The organism is Pseudomonas sp. AG1028 (assembly GCF_007993955.1).
Taxonomy (GTDB): Bacteria; Pseudomonadota; Gammaproteobacteria; order Pseudomonadales; family Pseudomonadaceae; genus Aquipseudomonas; species Aquipseudomonas straminea.
Genome location: NZ_VIVP01000006.1, coordinates 312,620 through 328,910 on the forward strand (window position 1 = coordinate 312,620; position 16,291 = coordinate 328,910).

The following is a 16,291-nucleotide window of genomic DNA, read 5'->3' on the forward strand; positions in this document are numbered from 1 at the left end:
TACGTTTATAGAGGCGCCCTGAGTGGGCAATTGCGTTGCAATGTTTGCGCGGCATGCCCCTCTAAACCCTGTCTTTTTAATGGGTGCATATCCTTTATGAGTACTGCTCTGTCGATCCGACAGCTGACCAAGACCTACGGCAACGGCTTCACCGCCCTGCATGGCCTGGACCTCGACGTCGCCGAGGGCGACTTCTTCGCCTTGCTGGGCCCCAACGGCGCCGGCAAATCCACCACCATCGGAATTCTTTCCACCCTGGTGAACAAGTCCAGCGGTACGGTCAACGTATTCGGCCACGATCTGGACGCCCAGCCCGCCGCGCTCAAGCGCTGCATCGGCGTGGTGCCCCAGGAATTCAACTTCAACCAGTTCGAAAAGGTCTTCGACATCGTCGTGACCCAGGCCGGCTATTACGGCATTACGGCGCGCCTGGCCAAGGAGCGCGCCGAGCGATACCTCACCCAGCTGGGGCTGTGGGAAAAGCGCGGCGTGGCGTCACGAGAGCTCTCCGGTGGCATGAAGCGCCGGCTGATGATCGCCCGCGCGCTGGTGCATGAACCGCGTCTGCTGATCCTCGACGAGCCGACCGCGGGTGTCGACATCGAGCTGCGCCGGTCGATGTGGAGCTTTCTCACCGACCTCAATAAGCAAGGCATTACCATCATTCTCACCACCCATTACCTGGAAGAGGCCGAGCAGCTGTGCCGCAACATCGGCATCATCGACCACGGGCGGATCGTCGAGAACACCAGCATGAAGGCGCTGCTGGGCAAGCTGCACGTCGAGACCTTCCTGCTCGATCTCAAGCACGATCTGACTGCCGTGCCGGCCCTTGCCGGTTATCCGGTCAAGCTGGTCGACCATCACACCCTCGAAGTGCAGGTCGACAAGAGCCAGGGCGTCACCGACCTGTTCCGTCAGTTGTCGGCGCACGGCATCGAGGTGCTGAGCCTGCGTAACAAGAGCAACCGCCTGGAGGAGCTGTTCGTGTCCCTGGTCGAGAAGAACCTGTCGAAGGTGGCCGTATGATGCACGAGCAGTCCGAGTTCAGCGCCAATCTGGTGGCCTTGCGCACCATCGTCTATCGCGAAGTGCGCCGCTTCATGCGCATCTGGCCGCAGACCCTGCTGCCGCCGGCGATCACCATGGTTCTGTACTTCGTGATCTTCGGCAATTTGATCGGCCGGCAGATCGGCGACATGGGTGGCTTCACCTACATGGAATACATCGTGCCGGGGCTGATCATGATGTCGGTGATCACAAACAGCTACGGCAACGTGGTGTCGAGCTTCTTCGGCAGCAAGTTTCAGCGCTCGGTCGAAGAATTGATGGTCTCGCCGGTCTCGCCGCATACCATCCTGATCGGTTACGTCACCGGTGGCGTGCTGCGCGGCCTGGCGGTGGGCGTCATCGTCACCATCCTGTCGCTGTTCTTCACCCACTTGCAGGTGCATCACCTTGGGCTGACAGTACTGGTGGTGTTGCTGACGGCGACGATCTTCTCCCTCGGTGGTTTCGTCAACGCGGTGTTCGCGCGCAACTTCGACGATATCTCGATCATCCCGACCTTCGTGCTGACGCCGCTGACCTACCTGGGTGGGGTGTTCTATTCGATCAGCCTGCTGCCGCCGTTCTGGCAGACGGTATCGATGGCCAACCCGGTGCTGCACATGGTCAACGCCTTCCGTTACGGCATCCTCGGCGTGTCGGATATCCGCATCGGCACCGCCATCGGCTTCATGCTGGTCGCCACGGCGGTGCTCTATGTGCTGTGCGTGCGTCTGCTGGTCAGTGGTCGCGGGATGCGTCAGTAAGCAGTGTGTCGCAGCAGGCTGTGGGCGAACCCTACAGCCAGCCGTAATGGCGGAAGCTGGCGTACAGCCCTACGCAGCCGGCGCCAATCACGCCGAGTACGACGAAGTAGCCGTAGTGCCAGTTCAGCTCCGGCATGTTGTGAAAGTTCATGCCGTAGATGCCGGCCACCGCGGTGGGAAAGGCCAGTATCGCCGCCCAGGCGGCGAACTTGCGCTGCACCACGCTCTGCCGGGATGACTCGAGCAGAAGGCCGACTTCGATGGCATGGTCGGCCATCTCCCGCAGATTGGTCAGGTCCTCGAGCAGCCGATTGACGTGAATGGCCACGTCGCGAAAGTACGGTCGCATGTTCTTGTCTATGAAGGGGAAGTCCAGGTGCTGCAGCTCCTGGCAGATCTCTGCCAGCGGGCCGATATTGCGGCGCAGGCGCAGGAGATCTCGGCGCAACTTCTGGATACGTACCACCTCGCCGTGGGTCATGGCGCATTCGAGCACGGTTTGCTCGAGTTGCTCCAACTCGGTGTAATAGGTGTCCATCAGCGGCCGGTAGTTCTCGATGATGAAACTGATCAAGGCATAGAGTACGAAGTCTTCGCCGTGCTCGAGCAGCAGCGGCCGCGCCTCGCAGCGCTGACGTACCTTGGTGTAAGACGCGGAGTCGCCGTAGCGGGCGCTGATTACGTAACCCTTGCCGGCGAATAGCTGGGTTTCCACAAAAGTCAGTTCATTAGCGATATGTACGGGCGAGTAGAGCACCAGAAACAGCGCATCGCCGAAGATTTCCAGCTTGGGGCGTGTGTGCCGCTGCAGCGCATCTTCTAGAGCCAGCTCATGCAGATTGAACTGTTGTTGCAGGTTGCCGAGTTCCTGGTTGCCGGGGTCGTGCAGGCCGATCCACACGAAGTGTTCGGGCTTGGCGGCCCATTCCCGACCTTCGTCGAGGTGAATGTCGCTGACTTTGCGACCCTTGCTGTAAACCGCTGCTGCGACCACATCGCCCATGGTGTACCCCGTGCCAGATTAGTGGTCGCAGCTTACCTGCTTATCTCGATGTGCTCAGTAGCCGCTGAGCGGCTCTTTCACGGCTGGCGTTACAGCGAATGCTGCTTGTCCAGCTCGATTGCTTTGTCGAGAGTTTCCAGCAGCGCGGCACGTACCTTGAGCTTGGTCTTGCGGTGAGCGTTCATGTTGATCTTCTTGAACTGCGCCGCCGCGGCCTGGGCGGTAGCCATTAATTGCTCGGCCGGTACCACCTTGTCGAGGAAGCCGGCATCGACGGCGCTTTGCGGGTCAAACATCTCGCCGTTGATCACCGAGCGATGGAAGGCGGACTTGCGCAGACGATCGCGCGCCAGTTCGATGCCGACGTGGTGCATTGTCATGCCGATCTGCACTTCGTTGAGGCCGATAGTGAAGGCTCCTTCGACGCCGATGCGGTAATCGCTGGAAAGCAGCAGGAAGGCGCCTTTGGCCACTGCGTGGCCGGGGCAGGCGGCGATGATGGGATAAGGATGGGCGAGCATGCGCCTGGTCAGCGTCGAGCCGGCAGCGACCAGATCGATTGCGTTTTGCGGGCCGGAGGTCATCACCTTGAGGTCGTAGCCGCCGGAGAGAATACCCGGCTGGCCGGTGAGGATAACGATGGCCTTGTCCTGGGTCGCGCGGTCCAGGGCCGCGTTGAAGGCCTCTATCAGCGCCGGCGAGATCGCGTTGACCTTGCCGTTGTTGAGCGTCAGCGTGGCGATGCCGTCATCGAGTTGGTAGCTGATCAGGTCGCTCATGGTCGACTCCTTGTTGTGAAAGTGCGGCTGACGTTACCCATCCGCCGTGATCCGGTAAAGCACGAAGGGTGACTGTAGAGTCAGGGTGGCTGGACGATGTAGGTGCAGGGCGGGGTGGTCATGCCGGTGATGGAGTAGACTGATCACCACTGTCGGCTTTCCTCGGGCCTCGCCTGCCAGCGCTATGCGCGCTTGCTCGCACCATAGCGATGGCGCGTACGTCGCCCCGACATCTCTCAATGGCTTAAGCGCATGAATCTTTTGAAAAAAGTTTTGCGTTTGGAAGAACCTTCGATTACATTAGCGCGCCTCGACAGACAGCGCGTTTGGCGAGATCCGGTGAAGTGTCCGAGCGGTTGAAGGAGCACGCCTGGAAAGTGTGTATACGGGAAACCGTATCAAGGGTTCGAATCCCTTCTTCACCGCCACTTTCGCAATACCTAAAGCCCTGAAAACGTTACTGTTTTCGGGGCTTTTTGCATTTCCGGCCAGGTAGCTGTCGAAAAAGTGTCGAAAGCGCTTATTCGTAGTGGGTCCAGAGCCGCAGCACCTTGACCACGTGCTCATCATGCAGCACCTGATAAACGAGCCGGTGCTGAATGTTGATACGCCGCGAGTAGGCACCGGACAGGTCGCCCACCAGCTTTTCGTAAGGTGGCGGGTTCTGGAAGGGGTTCACCTGTACCACATCCAGTAAGGCCTTGGCCTTGTCCTTCAAGCCTGCCGCAGCAAGCTTCTTGGCGTCTTTCTGAGCCTGTTTTGTGAATGCGAGCTGCCAAGTCACCAGTCCAGTTCCTTAGCGCAGTCGTCTACCGGCTCTTCCATGCCTTCTTTGATGGATTCGCGCATGCCCGGAACGGACAGCAGGTATAGCGTTTCCTGGATGGCTTCCCAGTCTTCAGCCGAGACCAGGACGGAGTTGGTGCGCTTGCCCGAGATCATAATCGGCTGATGAGATTCCGCGGACTGATCCATCAGGCGATACAGATTGGTGCGTGCTTCGCTTGCGGTGAGTATTTGCATGATGCTTGGCCTCTTGGGGATGCTCGCATCGTACGCTAAGTCGTACGTCATGTTAATGGCTCTTCGTCGTTCAGTGGGTTCAGCCGCAAAGCGTCCTGCAGGTGATCAGGGGACAGATGCGCGTAGCGCATGGTCATCGCTAGCGAGGTATGGCCCAGGATCTTCTGCAGCGTGAGGATGTTGCCGCCGCGCATCACGAAGTGGCTGGCGAACGTATGCCGCAGCACGTGGGTAGCCTGACCGGCCGGGAGGCTGATCGACGTCGTGTCGAGAACGCGGCTGAAGCTGAGCATGCAGTTGGTGAACAGGCCGTACCGCTTGAAGTGAGCGTGCAGGGCGGCCTCAAGATCGCTACTGATCGGAATCGACCGTGTACGACGTGATTTGGTGTTCGCAAAGGTCACCATACGGTTGCGTACGCGTTCGGGCGTAAGAGCCTGTGCTTCACCCCAGCGGGCACCTGTCGAGAGGCACACACGAGCGATCAAACCAAGGGCAGGGCTTGTGGTGCGCTGATCAAGAGCATCGAGCACTTGTTTGATCTGGTGAGACGAGAGAAACGACAGCGGGCGTTCCTGCAGACGCAATGGGCGGACGTTGATCAACGGGTTCGGGTAGTCGATATCACCAAGGCGGCGCAGCTCGTTGAATACGGCTTTCAGATAGCCCAGCCGATTATTCAGCGTTTTGCCCTGAATGCCTTCTTCCAATAGCAGGCGCCGCGTCTCACAGAAGGCGTTGCCGGTGAAGGTGACGGCAACGGGATTGCCAAGGTCTTTGACCAGCTTCTCAAGAGTGCGAAGCAGAGCGGGGCCGTCAGCAAGGGTGTGGCCGTGCAGGTCGTAGTAGCGGCGACACAGATCGGAGAGCTTGCGACGATCCTTGGGCTTAACCGTCCAAGATGGAGACTCTGCACACTTGGAACGACAGGTCGCTTCAAACTGAGTTGCCTCTGCCTTGGTCTTGAACGTCTTCCGAAAACGCCTGCCCTTTATGGGCTCTACATCGACTTTCCAGCGGCCGTCAGGGAGCTTTTCGATTGCCATCAGACGGCACGCCCCCACCGAACATGCCGCTCCGTCAGCAGATCCTTGATGTGTTTATAAAGATCGTCCTGGGTCATTTCCTTGGCGGCGTAGTGATCGCGGATGACCGGCCAGCAGTCCCATTGCTGCAGGGTCTTAAACGCCTTTTTTGCGCCCACCTTTTCCCTTGCCAGCAGGCTTACAAAGTTTCCCAGGAACAGCTCCACGTTCTTGCCGGAGAAGCCACGCGAGGTCTTGTAGTAGCGTTTGTATTCGGTGTCATCGAGCAGCGAGTCCACCGGCAGATCAACGCGCACGTCTTCACGGATCAGCGTCCAGATCGGTTCAAAATAGCCAGGGCGGCAGAGCAGCTTGAATTGGCGCAGGCCATAGCGCCACAGACCGTCGAGATGCCCCGCGAAGGCGGCAAAGGAGCTGGTATCGATCAGCGCCCCGGACTTAAGGTCGATTGAGCCACTGGCGAATTGCTGGATGACAGAGTGGTGATAGCGCAGCTCTACACGCCACACGTCAGCGTCGGGATCATAGTTGTCCGGGTCTTGCGGGTCGAAGCTGTCGCGGCGCTTCCAGACGCTTTCCCAGTAGTCGAGCTTGTCAGTGGCCCGGGCTTGCTCGGTCTTGTTGTAGATCGCCAGTTGCACACCGCTGGCCGAACCGAACATGAAGGTTTCGCCACGACCGTAGGTGCTGGACTTGGTGGTCCAGTTGATTTCATTGATGCCGGAAATGTCGCGTTGGGTGCGTGCACGGCAGTGCATACGGGCGACCAGATCTACGGGCGGTTTCCAGCCCTGCAGGTCTAGTGCGAGGTGGACGGCGCATTGGTTGATTTCACGATGGGTCAGCACTGCCGAGGCGTAGTAGTCCATGCGGTCTTGCAGGCGCTCAGGCGACAGGGCGTCGATGGCATGGGGCGATACTTCGATTTTCAGGTGGGCGCCGATGGCGTCGATCTTGGCATTGAAGTTCTTCACCAACAGGATGATGCCCAGGTCAGCGTTCTGGAGCTTGTACTGGTAACCAGAGTCTTTGCTGACACGGCCCGAGTGCCAGATCTGGCCAGCGAACTCGACCATGGCCCCAGGTTTCTCAAACAGGCACATGATCTCAGGGCGGATCAGACCGCGATACAACTGGCGCACGGTATCGACGCCACAGCGCAGCAGGCGAACGTTAGTCAGATCGGTGATGACGGCGGTATGGGAATCGAAAAAGACACGGCCATCCGGCGTTTCCTTGAATTCCCGGTTAACTCTGAGAAGGTCTTTAACTGCCATTGTTTGTTTGCTCCAAATTGACACGAATTGACACTGTGTATTTGCATCTTTCTGACGTGTTACAGGGACGTCAGCGCCCGCGCGGCGGCGCATCCGCGCGCTCGTTCCTCGCACGCAACCACACCGCCGCGCGTGGCGTGGACGCGTACCCGACTCATAGCGAACCCTCATAACCAGCCACTGACGGCCAGGCAGGATTGCCAGCGGCCTTTTGTGGGGCTTGCGGGGTGACGGTTGAGGTTGAGGCGGTCTGGTGTTCTGGCGGCGGCAACAGCTCGTTGGCGGGCAGCCGGTCAGGCTTGGCCGGATCGAACGCGCCTTCGTTGACGTAGGCCATGCAGCCATCGAAGGAAACCACCGCTCGCGTGCCCTGCTGGGTATTGCACCGGCAGCCGTAAAGCTTGCCCTCACGAAAGCCCACGACGAACCGCTGGTGGTTACGTTCGATCAGCTCGGTATCGGCGGTGTGCATGCAGGAGAGCTTTGGATAGGTCACGGGCCGGGTAACGTCGTCATAGATCGGCGCCGAGCTGGGCACATCGGGCAGCCTGGGCGTTCGCAGGGCCAGGTAGTCGGCTTCGCTCACGGGCGCGCGCGTTGATTGCGCAGGTTGCTGAGCCGGCACGGCGGCGCCTGTTTCAACGGCCTGAGCCTGCGCGACGGCTTCGGGTTCAGGCTTGGTCTGCGCGATGCGCCGCTCGTATACGCCGTAACCGAAATAGCCGATGCCCAGGACGCAGGCGATCAGCACGAACAGAGCGCGGGGCGGCTTGAACTTGAAGTGATGTTCGGAGCCGGGGGCGATGGACTCATAAACACCGAAGTACTTCTTGTCGATCAGGATGCGGGTCGATTGGCCTTCGGCGAAGTCGTTCTTCTTCTCTACATCCATGTTCACGCGCTCGAACTCCCAGCGCTTGATCACTTGGCCCTTGTGGCCCCGGACGTAGTAGATGTGCGAATTGCAGAGCTTGCGGAAGTGGGTATCGATCAGCCCGGGGTTTTGGGTGATGCAGTGCAGCTCGTGGCCCTTCTTGCGCATCACCTCAAGGGCGCTGGCGTACCTGGGCACGGCAGAGCCTGCAGGGCGCACCCGGAAAAACTCTTGGGCTTCGTCGATGACGATGATCGCGTTCTGTGGCAGTTCGTACCATTCGTGCGGGTTGTCGAACTGCGTCCAGACAGCTTGCAGCGCCTCATGGTCAGGCTTGAAGCCGGTGATGTTGTGATAGAAGACTTCGCGGCCTTCCTTGGCCGCCTTGATATCGACTTCCTTGATGGTGTTCAGGGTCTTGCCGTTGCCCTGCAGGCCGGTACGCAGGACGAACATTTAGCCGCCCGCCTTGTTTAGCAGGGCGAGGCCGGTGATGGTGCCGGTCACCTTATCCATGCCGGCCAGCAGCAGGCGGGCAATCACCGCGGCCAACATGATGTTGATGGCCACATCGATCTTGGCCATGCCCAGGATGGCGGCAGCCTGGGGCGGCACCGAGCCGAACAGGCCTTTGACGTAACCGTCGACCTGATCGATCAGCCGGCCAATGCCCACATAGCTGACGTAGGCAAACCCCAGCGAGGCCAGCGCCCGGAAGACGAGGCCCGAGACAATCGAGCCGAGGAAGGTGGCAAGCAGTGGCAGTAATGGCATATCAAGACCCCTTGAGTCCGCGACCAATGAAGACGGCAAAGAAGATCGACGCCAGGGCGACCACGATCGGCCCCATGGCGGTAGCGAACCGGCAGAGCGGTTCCCAGCTGATGGAGTAGGTGCGCCCCATGACGCTGACGGACTGCGGCGGCGGGCAGGACTGCGGCAGCCAACGGCCTTTGTTCAGCGCTTCGGTGAACAGGCCGCTGACCGGGATGGAAGATTCTTTGAGCTGGTAGGCTTCACCGGCCATTTCATCGGCGATCTGCTTCTTGACGTTGGCGTCGTACGTCCACTGGCAGACCTGCTCTTTGTTCTTGCGCAGGATCGCGCACTGAATGGCATCGCCCTCGCACTTGAGGTCAACATTGCAGGCCTCACCGCCAACGCTGGACTGGCCGCACTTGTTCGGATCCTTGGCCGGGTCGCACTGGCCTTCGCCGTCACCGTCCCCATTGCCGTCTCCGCCGCCATTGCCGTCGCCATCACCACCGGTGCCGTTACCATCTCCGTCACCGCCGTTTCCGGAGCCGCCATCACCGCCGTCGCCACCATCGCCCCCGTTGCCGTCACCACCACCGGAGCCACCGCCGCCGGAATCGCCGTCTCCATCGCCGTCACCGTCACCCGGACCATTGCCCCCGTCATCGGTGGGATTCTTGACGCAGGTAGTGCCTGACCAGCCGTAGCCAGGCGGGCAGCCAGGGTCGTTGGGATCGGACGGAGGAACGTCGGGAGTGTCCGGCGGGTTTAGCGGATCACCAGGCGCACCGAGCGTGTAATCAGGCTCTTTGCAGTTCTCGCCGGTGGCGTTGCCGATGTAGTTGCAGTAACCCTCGGTTTTGGAACCGGGTGTGAGGAAGCACGACGAGGCGCGGTCACTGGTCAGGTAGCTGCATTGGTTGTAGCAAACGGTGCCGGGCGAACTGGTCGCCACGTAGTTGGCGCCGTTGGAGTTGATGACGCCTGCAGGCGGGCTTTTGAAGATGCCTGGGCTTGCAGTGCTGCAATCGGGTGGTGGCGGCTCACATTTGCGAGTAACAGGATCGAGCTCAGAACCAGGAGGGCAAGAATCGCCATATCGCTGGACTGATTTTGTGACAACAACGCTTGAATCTAATGAATGTGAATAGCGACAGATAGCAACCACATCGCTTGAAAATGTAGTCGACAATGGACGGTAATCATTTCCAAATTGAGGCGAAGAACAGGCGGATTGAGCAGACGGGTAGCGCTCTTCCTGTCCAGAGAAAACCCAGTAGTAATCCTCGGCAAACCCAACCTGCACCCACCCCACAACAACCAGCGCCACCAACAGCCGCACACCACTGATCAGGCGCATATCAAACCCGCCCGAACAGCAGCGCCCAGAACGCGGCGAGAATGATGACGGTAGTGAGCATGTTGGCGTCCATGGCTGGCCTCATGTGAAAAAGCCCGATAGGTCTCTATCGGGCTTTGTATTGCTGGGGTGCGCCTTACAGGGCGCGGCGGATGAACTTGAAGGCGGCGATGGCGATGATCACGCCGAGGACGATGCCGGCCACCTCGACGCCATCGGTCTTGGCCGCTTCCAGGGCTTCGGAGACACCAGACGGCAGAGCCGCGTTGGCTTGTTGAACGGTCAGCAGACCGAGGGCAGCGGTAGCGCCGAGGGAACGACGCAGGGTCTTGAAGGTTTGCATGGGTGTTTCTCCTACAGTTTGAGTGCCTTTTTCAGGACGAGAGCGCCGAAGACGATGGCGAACAGCACCAGGGCGTGTTCCCGGATCTGTGCGTGATCCTCGGCAGTTAGCCCGGATGGGCTGATTTCACTGAGGGCGATGGTCGAGAGCGTGCCGACGCAAACCGGGGTTTGGCCGGCGCTTTCCCATACGCCATCGCACACAATGAAATTCATGGCGCCTCCTGCTGCTCTGCCGAGCCGTGGCCGATGGCGGCAGGCTGGCGGGAGCAGTCGGGGCAGAAAGTGAATTCGGGCGCTGTGCGCAGATCGGGGAGCAGGTCAGGCTGTGCGGCAGGCTGGCCAAAGAGCTGGCCCATGGCACAACCACAGCCGTCACACAGCACACGATCAACGATCAGCACGGCAGCGCCCTCCGATTACGACTTGGCCGGGTCGGCGGGTTTGCCGGGATTGGCCGCAGGGGCAGGGCTGGCAGCGGTGCGAGGCTTGGTATCGACGGCTTCGATATGCAGGGCGAGGTTCTTGCCCTTGTTCTGGCCGCCGCGGGCCACGTCGAAGGTGATGCGCACCAGTTGCAGGGGCTCGAACTGAGCGCCGGCCATAAACACTTCGTCGGCGGCGTCTTCAGCGATGGCCATGCCGATGATGGACAGGCCGTGTTCGGTCTTGCCGTCCGGCTCATCGCCGTAGAAGACCTTGGCGTATTTGGTTTCTTCTACCTGAGTCATCTGAGTGCCCAGGAATGCAACTTCCATAGTCGAACGTGCCATTAGGTGTTTCCTCTTTTCAATTGCGCGTTATTGCGCGGTTTACCTTTTTGCAGGCCGAGCGAGTCCCGCGAATGAACTGTTAAGTTTCATTGCTTGGTATTAATCGGTCTGCGGGGTGAAACTATTGTCGCTAAATAAAGCTTGAAAGTCTCATTGCATTATTCTTGCTTGCTTTTCGCAGTGGCACTAATTGGCATGCAATGACACTCTTGATTGTTTTGGTAATTAGTTCTGCCTATAACACCAAGGGCTTTGCCCTTGTCATCCCACTCTTGCCGCCGAGGGCTCAGGAGCGCGGGGCGGAGAAGCTGCCCCACACTCATGAGCGGAGGCTGATTTATTCGGGTTGCGTTCAATAGTGCGCTTCGCCCGTGCCTCCGTTTGACCGAACGGTAAAGCGTGTTCGGACAAGCCGGGGGCGCGGCTATTGACCGGGCGGAAGTGGTAATAAACCTTGAGAACAAACCACGTAACTTGGGCAAGTAGTAACCCGGTAATAAAGCCGCACGCTTCAGGCCACATAAACCACCCCTTGAACAACAGGGCCTTGTAGGGCCTGCACGATTTCCTGCCATTCATCTACACCCCAGTTTTCCGGGATGCCTTTCTCGTTCGCGACGTCCTGCTGGTGCTGGGTGCGGCCCAACTGCTGGCTGGCCAAGGGCAACAGCTCAGCGGCTTGGGCGACGGTCAGGACGATGCCGGGCATTACTCTGTGACTCCGCAGGACTGAACAACAAGGTCTAATGCGTCAGAGAACTGTTGGCCGATCATTTGAGCTACTTCGCCTAGCTGCCAGACGCTCAAGCCCGTACCAAGGGCGATGCCGATAAAAACGGGAATGCACCAGCTATCAATAAGGCGGGCGATGACACGAGCACGGCGAATGCGATTAGCGTGCATGGCTCAGTTCTCCAGCTCGAACAGATCCCAGCGCGGGACGTAGGGTGTTGGCTTGCCGATGTTTTCCACCACGTACCAGTACCGAGGGGGGCGCGGGGTTGGTGAGTGCTGGGGACAGGTAAAGCCCGAGACCCAGCGATACGTATTGCTCACGTGCAGCCAGTGCCCGTTCACCAGCCGCATTTGGCCAACGACCGGAAAACAGCGAGCGGGGCGGCATTGGGTGCAGCGTGGCGACAGGCTGATAGGCCCCAGTCTTTTGACATAGCAGACAGAGCAGTCGCAGTCCGGTGCGTGCGGACGGTGCAGGTACTTTTGCATTCATCACCGCCATTTCTCCGTAACGATCCGAATACCGATGCCAAGAAAGGCAACGAAGGCCGCGAGCATTGAGAAAGCCGCTTCAAACGTGGAATGCAGAAGCAAAGCACCAAGCTGCTTGAGCAGATGGGTGAACAGCACGCAGAAGGCGGCGTAGGCCGAGAGCCAAAAGAGCCAGATGCAGAGGTCTTTGAACTGCTGTGTAGAGAGCAGGTAACGCGCTTTCATGCCGTCCACTCCTGTTCAAGCAGCCAGTGGCGGAGCATGGCGCTGTTGACCATGCGACGTTTGCCGAGCTTTACGGTGGGAATCACACCGCGCATTGCCCAGGCGCGGGCTGTGTCGTAGGTCAGCCCATTGCGATCCGCCCACGATTCGACGGTTTCAACGTCCTGTTGCGGGCCTATCAGCTTGTTGATGTCCAATCCTTCCATGTCCATTTTTACTCCCTCATGCTCGGGATCACCGTGGTTCATTGCAATGGGATCACGGTGGTACCATTGCTGTCAAGACCACGGTGATCCATGATCCAGACATGAGCAGAGATGACCCCCAATTCAAATTAAGAATGCCGCTAGAACTGCGTGCTAGAGCAGAATCGGCTGCAAATGCCTCTGGACGCTCGTTAAACGCAGAGCTGGTTGCTCGACTCGAAACCAGTTTTCTTTCTATTGCCCCTCCAGAAAAATTGATTCCTGCTGCTAAAGCGAAAGAGCTTGCTGCTTTATCGCGAGCAGGTATTCCCGAAGAAGTTAGACGTCGCACATTAATGGGAATTAACAGAGCTGTTTCTCTCGGACATAGCTCTGCCAATATTGACCTTAAGGATTTGCGGCTTGATGAGGGTGGTTTAGACGAGCGAGAGCTAGAGGGGATCTTCAAGGAGTTAACAGCAGAGTTGATCAGTGCGGGATATGAAGTCGAGTTAGATGGAGCGAGCTGGATGTGGGTAAAGTTCTAGGCTGAAACACTTAACTCTGTAGGATGTTTTAAGGTTAAACGGAATTAACTAATGATAATTAAATATCCAGACCCTCTTCTTGAAATAAGATCATGCTTTCTGGATGCTCCCGCCTTAATATCACTGTGTGCCGGATATGAAGCTGGAAGTTGGCGATCAAAGGCTCTAGCAGATCACATATTTCAGTGGATACCATTTGTCGCTTTAGATCAAGAAAGCCAACTTTCTTTAGGCGCTCATAACTTCCTTGAGATGATCGAGAGAGCTGCGGCGCATATATACAAAACAAAAAAATCCAGCTCAAGAGGTGAATTGGGCGAAATATTGCTTCATTTGGCTTGTGTAACTAATTTCAATACATTTCCCATACTGTGTAAGTTGATATTAAAAACCTCTTCAAATGATACGGTTAAAGGTTTTGATGGGATTCATGTTTTAGCTAAAGAAAGCGGTATAGAGCTTTGGCTAGGAGAGTCTAAGTTTTACGGCGACCCTAAGGCTGCAATACGAGAAGCAGTGACATCGATTAAAGACCACATTGTGCCAGCATTCATGAATACTGAAAAAGCTATGGTGGTGGGCCATGTCGGTGAGGGCGTGCCTCGCAGAGATGAAGTTCTCGAACTGTTTAGAAAGCAAACATCACTTGACAGACTTTTCGAAATTGCAGTTTTTCCGATCCTGATAGCTTATGAAAGTAAGAGCGTTTCTTCTTTCGACAGGCTTTGCGATGAATATCGAGTGAGGGTTGAGGAAGAAACGATTGAACTGAGAAAGTATTTTTTTGAATGTGCAAAAAATATTCCATTAAAGTTTCAGCTAATATTTGTCCCGATTCACAATAAGCAGGATGTTATAGCGCACTTTGATAAGCGTTTGGAGTCTTTTGTATGACGGTCTTGGAAAGACTCCGAAATATACAGCCAAGTGAATCTCTAAATGCAGATGAAATTTTTGATGCTATTTCGTTTGCAGGTACGATAATAAGTTGCTACGGCCGTGAGTCAGCTGACGCACTGGAAGTGGCTATACGCCTTTTGTCTGCAAAAGATAAAGGGCAAGTCCCCTTAGGCTGCTTCAGAGCAGTCGAGTATTTAGCTGAAGAGTGTGGTTTTTACCAGTACATAGCAAAGGAAAATTTTAATCTAATAACTCAGTCAGTCATTGAGGCTCACTCAGTGACGCTGGATAGGAAGTGCCATTTGCATGCTATGCAAATGCAGGCTCTATTAAAGCTTTTAGGTGGGGAGAATCTCATACTTAGTGCACCCACTAGCTTCGGTAAAAGTATACTTGTAGATGCCTATATATCCTTAAAAAGACCGCGCACTGTTGTAATTGTACTTCCCACGATTGCTTTGATTGACGAGACTCGTAGACGATTAAAGGCTACATTTCAAGATTATTATGATTTTATAACTTCCGCGACAATTGCTTATAATTCATCTCGTCCGACAATTTTTATTCTTACTCAGGAACGCTTTATATTGAGGGAGGATATACAGTCCATAGACTTTTTGTTCGTTGATGAGTTTTATAAGTTGGATCCAGATAGGAAGGACGGACGATTTGAAACCCTAAATATTGCCTTGTATAAAGCGTTAAAAATTGCAAGACAATCTTTTATGGCTGGTCCGAACATAAGCCATATCGAGGTCGGAGTTGAGTGGGTTAAGAATTTTACTTTTCTCCATACCAGCTATAATACGGTTTCTGTAAATGTTGTGGATAGATCAGGTTGCGATGACAAACTAAAAGTTTTCTTGGCTGATTTGCGTGAGGTTAGAACTGAGTCGTCACTCATATTTACATCTTCACCTGGCTCTGCGCAAAGCCTTCTTGATATAGCTGTGAATAATGATATTGGATCTGAGTCTGCTCTTAGGAGAAATTTAAGCGATTGGTTGGCTGCTAATTATCACTCTGAGTGGCCTTTGGCTGCTGGAGTAAGGCGTGGAATTGCTATTCATCATGGCAGGCTACCAAGATCACTAGGGCAGCTATTTATAAGTCTGTTTGATAAAGGCCTGATTACGATACTTTTTTGCACTTCGACTCTTATCGAGGGGGTAAATACTTCCGCAGCTAATGTTTTTGTTTATGACAAAAAAATCAATAGAACAGATTTCGATTTTTTCTCATTTGCAAATATTAGAGGCCGAGTTGGTAGGATGATGCGACATTTCGTCGGTAATGCTTATTTATATCATGAGCCTCCCGAGGAAATAGAAACTAGCGTTACCGTTCCTGTGCTCTTAGATCCCGGGGCATCTACAGAATATATTTTGATGAATGTAGATTATGATTCGCTCTCATATGAGGGGCGTCAGAGGCAGGAGGAGTTGCCAGAGAAAACGGGATTGGCAGAAGATGTTCTGAAAAACCATGGTGGGCTTGGGGTTAATGTACTCGTCTTACTGAGAGAAAAGATTCAAGATGTTTTGTTGAAAAACCCCAAGAGCCTAATGTGGAGCGGAAAGCCAAGTAATTCACAGAGAAGAGTATTAGCGGAGCTGGTTGTTTTTGCGGCTAAACAAAAAAATGAAGGTTTTGGTAGGTTGTCATTTAAGCAGGTCTCGTGGGCGTGGTCGCAGTTGTTCTATTATAAAAAAACCTCAGGTTTTCTTTATTGGTTTACAAATAAACTAGGTCGCTCGGAGGAGATAGACTCTTCTATTGATCGAGTGTTCCAGTTTCTTCAGGCGTGCGAGTTTAAGTTTCCTCAAAAAGTAATGGCTATTGAGTCTATAGTAAAAAGTCTGGTTCCGACTGCTAAACTTGATTATAGTTTTTATGCGGCAGCATTAGAAAGTTGGTTTAGGCCTGCCTGGATGAAGCAGCTAGACGAAATTGGAGTTCCACTGCCGTTGTCGGAAAAGATGGCGCGCTATCTTGATAGTCCAATATCTTCAGATGATGCTATTTTGCAGATATCTAAGCTCAACTTGAAGAAAATCCCGGATCTAGGTGCTATTGATAAGTACCTTTTGAAGACTGCGATTGCCGGCTCCAAAGGAGGCGGCGTACAGTTGCAATTAGGTTAGAGTCGGAAAAGGGAC

At 55.6% G+C, this 16,291-nt stretch carries 22 protein-coding genes and 1 tRNA gene; 6 read left to right on the top strand and 17 right to left on the bottom strand.

Annotated features, from left to right (window positions below):
• Positions 1 to 96 precede the first annotated feature (96 nt).
• Both FB481_RS12290 and FB481_RS12295 read left to right on the top strand, forming a co-directional pair.
• Positions 97 to 1,029 (top strand): ABC transporter ATP-binding protein, encoded by a 933-nt coding sequence (locus FB481_RS12290; RefSeq protein WP_147176553.1) that lies wholly within the window; start codon positions 97 to 99, stop codon positions 1,027 to 1,029.
• Positions 1,029 to 1,814: an ABC transporter permease gene (locus FB481_RS12295; protein WP_147176554.1), complete on the top strand. Its 786-nt coding sequence runs from the start codon at positions 1,029 to 1,031 to the stop codon at positions 1,812 to 1,814. The genes FB481_RS12290 and FB481_RS12295 overlap by 1 nt, the downstream gene beginning before the upstream one ends.
• Positions 1,815 to 1,845: 31 nt before the next feature.
• Here FB481_RS12295 and FB481_RS12300 read toward each other — a convergent pair whose 3' ends face one another.
• Both FB481_RS12300 and FB481_RS12305 read right to left on the bottom strand, forming a co-directional pair.
• A complete protein-coding gene (locus FB481_RS12300) occupies positions 1,846 to 2,817 on the bottom strand; it encodes a magnesium and cobalt transport protein CorA (protein WP_147176555.1) in 972 nt (323 codons plus the stop codon).
• 89 nt (positions 2,818 to 2,906) lie between these two features.
• The gene (locus tag FB481_RS12305) at positions 2,907 to 3,596 is read right to left on the bottom strand and encodes a crotonase/enoyl-CoA hydratase family protein (protein WP_147176556.1); all 690 of its coding nucleotides are present in this window, start codon (positions 3,594 to 3,596) and stop codon (positions 2,907 to 2,909) included.
• Between the two features lie 338 nt (positions 3,597 to 3,934).
• On the opposite strand from FB481_RS12305, the gene FB481_RS12310 reads away from it, so the two are divergent.
• Positions 3,935 to 4,024: transfer RNA gene (locus FB481_RS12310), tRNA-Ser, on the top strand.
• A gap of 92 nt (positions 4,025 to 4,116) precedes the next feature.
• On the opposite strand, the gene FB481_RS12315 is transcribed toward FB481_RS12310, so the two are convergent.
• The 15 genes from FB481_RS12315 to FB481_RS12400 form a co-directional block, all read right to left on the bottom strand.
• Positions 4,117 to 4,380, bottom strand: a complete 264-nt coding sequence (locus FB481_RS12315) for a Txe/YoeB family addiction module toxin (RefSeq protein WP_147176557.1) — start codon at positions 4,378 to 4,380, stop codon at positions 4,117 to 4,119.
• A complete protein-coding gene (locus FB481_RS12320) occupies positions 4,377 to 4,619 on the bottom strand; it encodes a type II toxin-antitoxin system Phd/YefM family antitoxin (protein ID WP_147176558.1) in 243 nt (80 codons plus the stop codon). The genes FB481_RS12315 and FB481_RS12320 overlap by 4 nt, the downstream gene beginning before the upstream one ends.
• A gap of 47 nt (positions 4,620 to 4,666) precedes the next feature.
• Positions 4,667 to 5,665 carry a tyrosine-type recombinase/integrase gene (locus FB481_RS12325; protein ID WP_147176559.1) on the bottom strand — a complete coding sequence of 333 codons (999 nt, stop codon included), beginning with the start codon at positions 5,663 to 5,665 and terminating at the stop codon, positions 4,667 to 4,669.
• Positions 5,665 to 6,942 (bottom strand): hypothetical protein, encoded by a 1,278-nt coding sequence (locus tag FB481_RS12330; protein ID WP_147176620.1) that lies wholly within the window; start codon positions 6,940 to 6,942, stop codon positions 5,665 to 5,667. Before FB481_RS12330 ends, FB481_RS12325 begins: the two co-directional genes overlap by 1 nt.
• Positions 6,943 to 7,096: 154 nt before the next feature.
• Positions 7,097 to 8,272: a zonular occludens toxin domain-containing protein gene (locus FB481_RS12335; RefSeq protein WP_147176560.1), complete on the bottom strand. Its 1,176-nt coding sequence runs from the start codon at positions 8,270 to 8,272 to the stop codon at positions 7,097 to 7,099.
• Positions 8,273 to 8,590, bottom strand: a complete 318-nt coding sequence (locus tag FB481_RS12340) for a DUF2523 domain-containing protein (RefSeq protein ID WP_147176561.1) — start codon at positions 8,588 to 8,590, stop codon at positions 8,273 to 8,275.
• 1 nt (position 8,591) lies between these two features.
• Entirely contained in the window at positions 8,592 to 9,932 is a 1,341-nt protein-coding gene (locus FB481_RS23190; protein WP_178109873.1) for a virulence factor TspB C-terminal domain-related protein, read from the bottom strand.
• A 136-nt stretch (positions 9,933 to 10,068) separates the two neighbouring features.
• Positions 10,069 to 10,275 carry a major capsid protein gene (locus tag FB481_RS12355; protein WP_147176563.1) on the bottom strand — a complete coding sequence of 69 codons (207 nt, stop codon included), beginning with the start codon at positions 10,273 to 10,275 and terminating at the stop codon, positions 10,069 to 10,071.
• An 11-nt stretch (positions 10,276 to 10,286) separates the two neighbouring features.
• Complete coding sequence (locus FB481_RS12360) at positions 10,287 to 10,490, bottom strand: hypothetical protein (RefSeq protein WP_147176564.1); 204 nt, start codon at positions 10,488 to 10,490, stop codon at positions 10,287 to 10,289.
• A 203-nt stretch (positions 10,491 to 10,693) separates the two neighbouring features.
• Positions 10,694 to 11,047: a hypothetical protein gene (locus FB481_RS12370; RefSeq protein WP_147176566.1), complete on the bottom strand. Its 354-nt coding sequence runs from the start codon at positions 11,045 to 11,047 to the stop codon at positions 10,694 to 10,696.
• 511 nt (positions 11,048 to 11,558) lie between these two features.
• Positions 11,559 to 11,756, bottom strand: a complete 198-nt coding sequence (locus FB481_RS12380; protein WP_147176568.1) for a hypothetical protein — start codon at positions 11,754 to 11,756, stop codon at positions 11,559 to 11,561.
• Positions 11,756 to 11,950 carry a hypothetical protein gene (locus FB481_RS12385; protein ID WP_147176569.1) on the bottom strand — a complete coding sequence of 65 codons (195 nt, stop codon included), beginning with the start codon at positions 11,948 to 11,950 and terminating at the stop codon, positions 11,756 to 11,758. Before FB481_RS12385 ends, FB481_RS12380 begins: the two co-directional genes overlap by 1 nt.
• Positions 11,951 to 11,953: 3 nt before the next feature.
• Positions 11,954 to 12,271, bottom strand: coding sequence for a DUF5447 family protein (locus FB481_RS12390; RefSeq protein ID WP_147176570.1), 318 nt, complete (start codon positions 12,269 to 12,271; stop codon positions 11,954 to 11,956).
• Positions 12,272 to 12,274: 3 nt separating this feature from the next.
• The gene (locus FB481_RS12395; RefSeq protein WP_147176571.1) at positions 12,275 to 12,499 is read right to left on the bottom strand and encodes a hypothetical protein; all 225 of its coding nucleotides are present in this window, start codon (positions 12,497 to 12,499) and stop codon (positions 12,275 to 12,277) included.
• The gene (locus FB481_RS12400; RefSeq protein ID WP_147176572.1) at positions 12,496 to 12,711 is read right to left on the bottom strand and encodes a helix-turn-helix domain-containing protein; all 216 of its coding nucleotides are present in this window, start codon (positions 12,709 to 12,711) and stop codon (positions 12,496 to 12,498) included. The genes FB481_RS12395 and FB481_RS12400 overlap by 4 nt, the downstream gene beginning before the upstream one ends.
• Positions 12,712 to 12,806: 95 nt before the next feature.
• On the opposite strand from FB481_RS12400, the gene FB481_RS12405 reads away from it, so the two are divergent.
• Genes FB481_RS12405 through FB481_RS12415 form a run of 3 tightly spaced genes read left to right on the top strand, consistent with a single transcriptional unit; the run spans position 12,807 to position 16,276 of the window.
• Entirely contained in the window at positions 12,807 to 13,232 is a 426-nt protein-coding gene (locus FB481_RS12405) for an Arc family DNA-binding protein (RefSeq protein WP_147176573.1), read from the top strand.
• Positions 13,233 to 13,283: 51 nt separating this feature from the next.
• Positions 13,284 to 14,126, top strand: coding sequence for a DUF1837 domain-containing protein (locus FB481_RS12410; protein ID WP_147176574.1), 843 nt, complete (start codon positions 13,284 to 13,286; stop codon positions 14,124 to 14,126).
• Positions 14,123 to 16,276 (top strand): DEAD/DEAH box helicase, encoded by a 2,154-nt coding sequence (locus tag FB481_RS12415; RefSeq protein WP_147176575.1) that lies wholly within the window; start codon positions 14,123 to 14,125, stop codon positions 16,274 to 16,276. Before FB481_RS12410 ends, FB481_RS12415 begins: the two co-directional genes overlap by 4 nt.
• Positions 16,277 to 16,291: the final 15 nt, after the last annotated feature.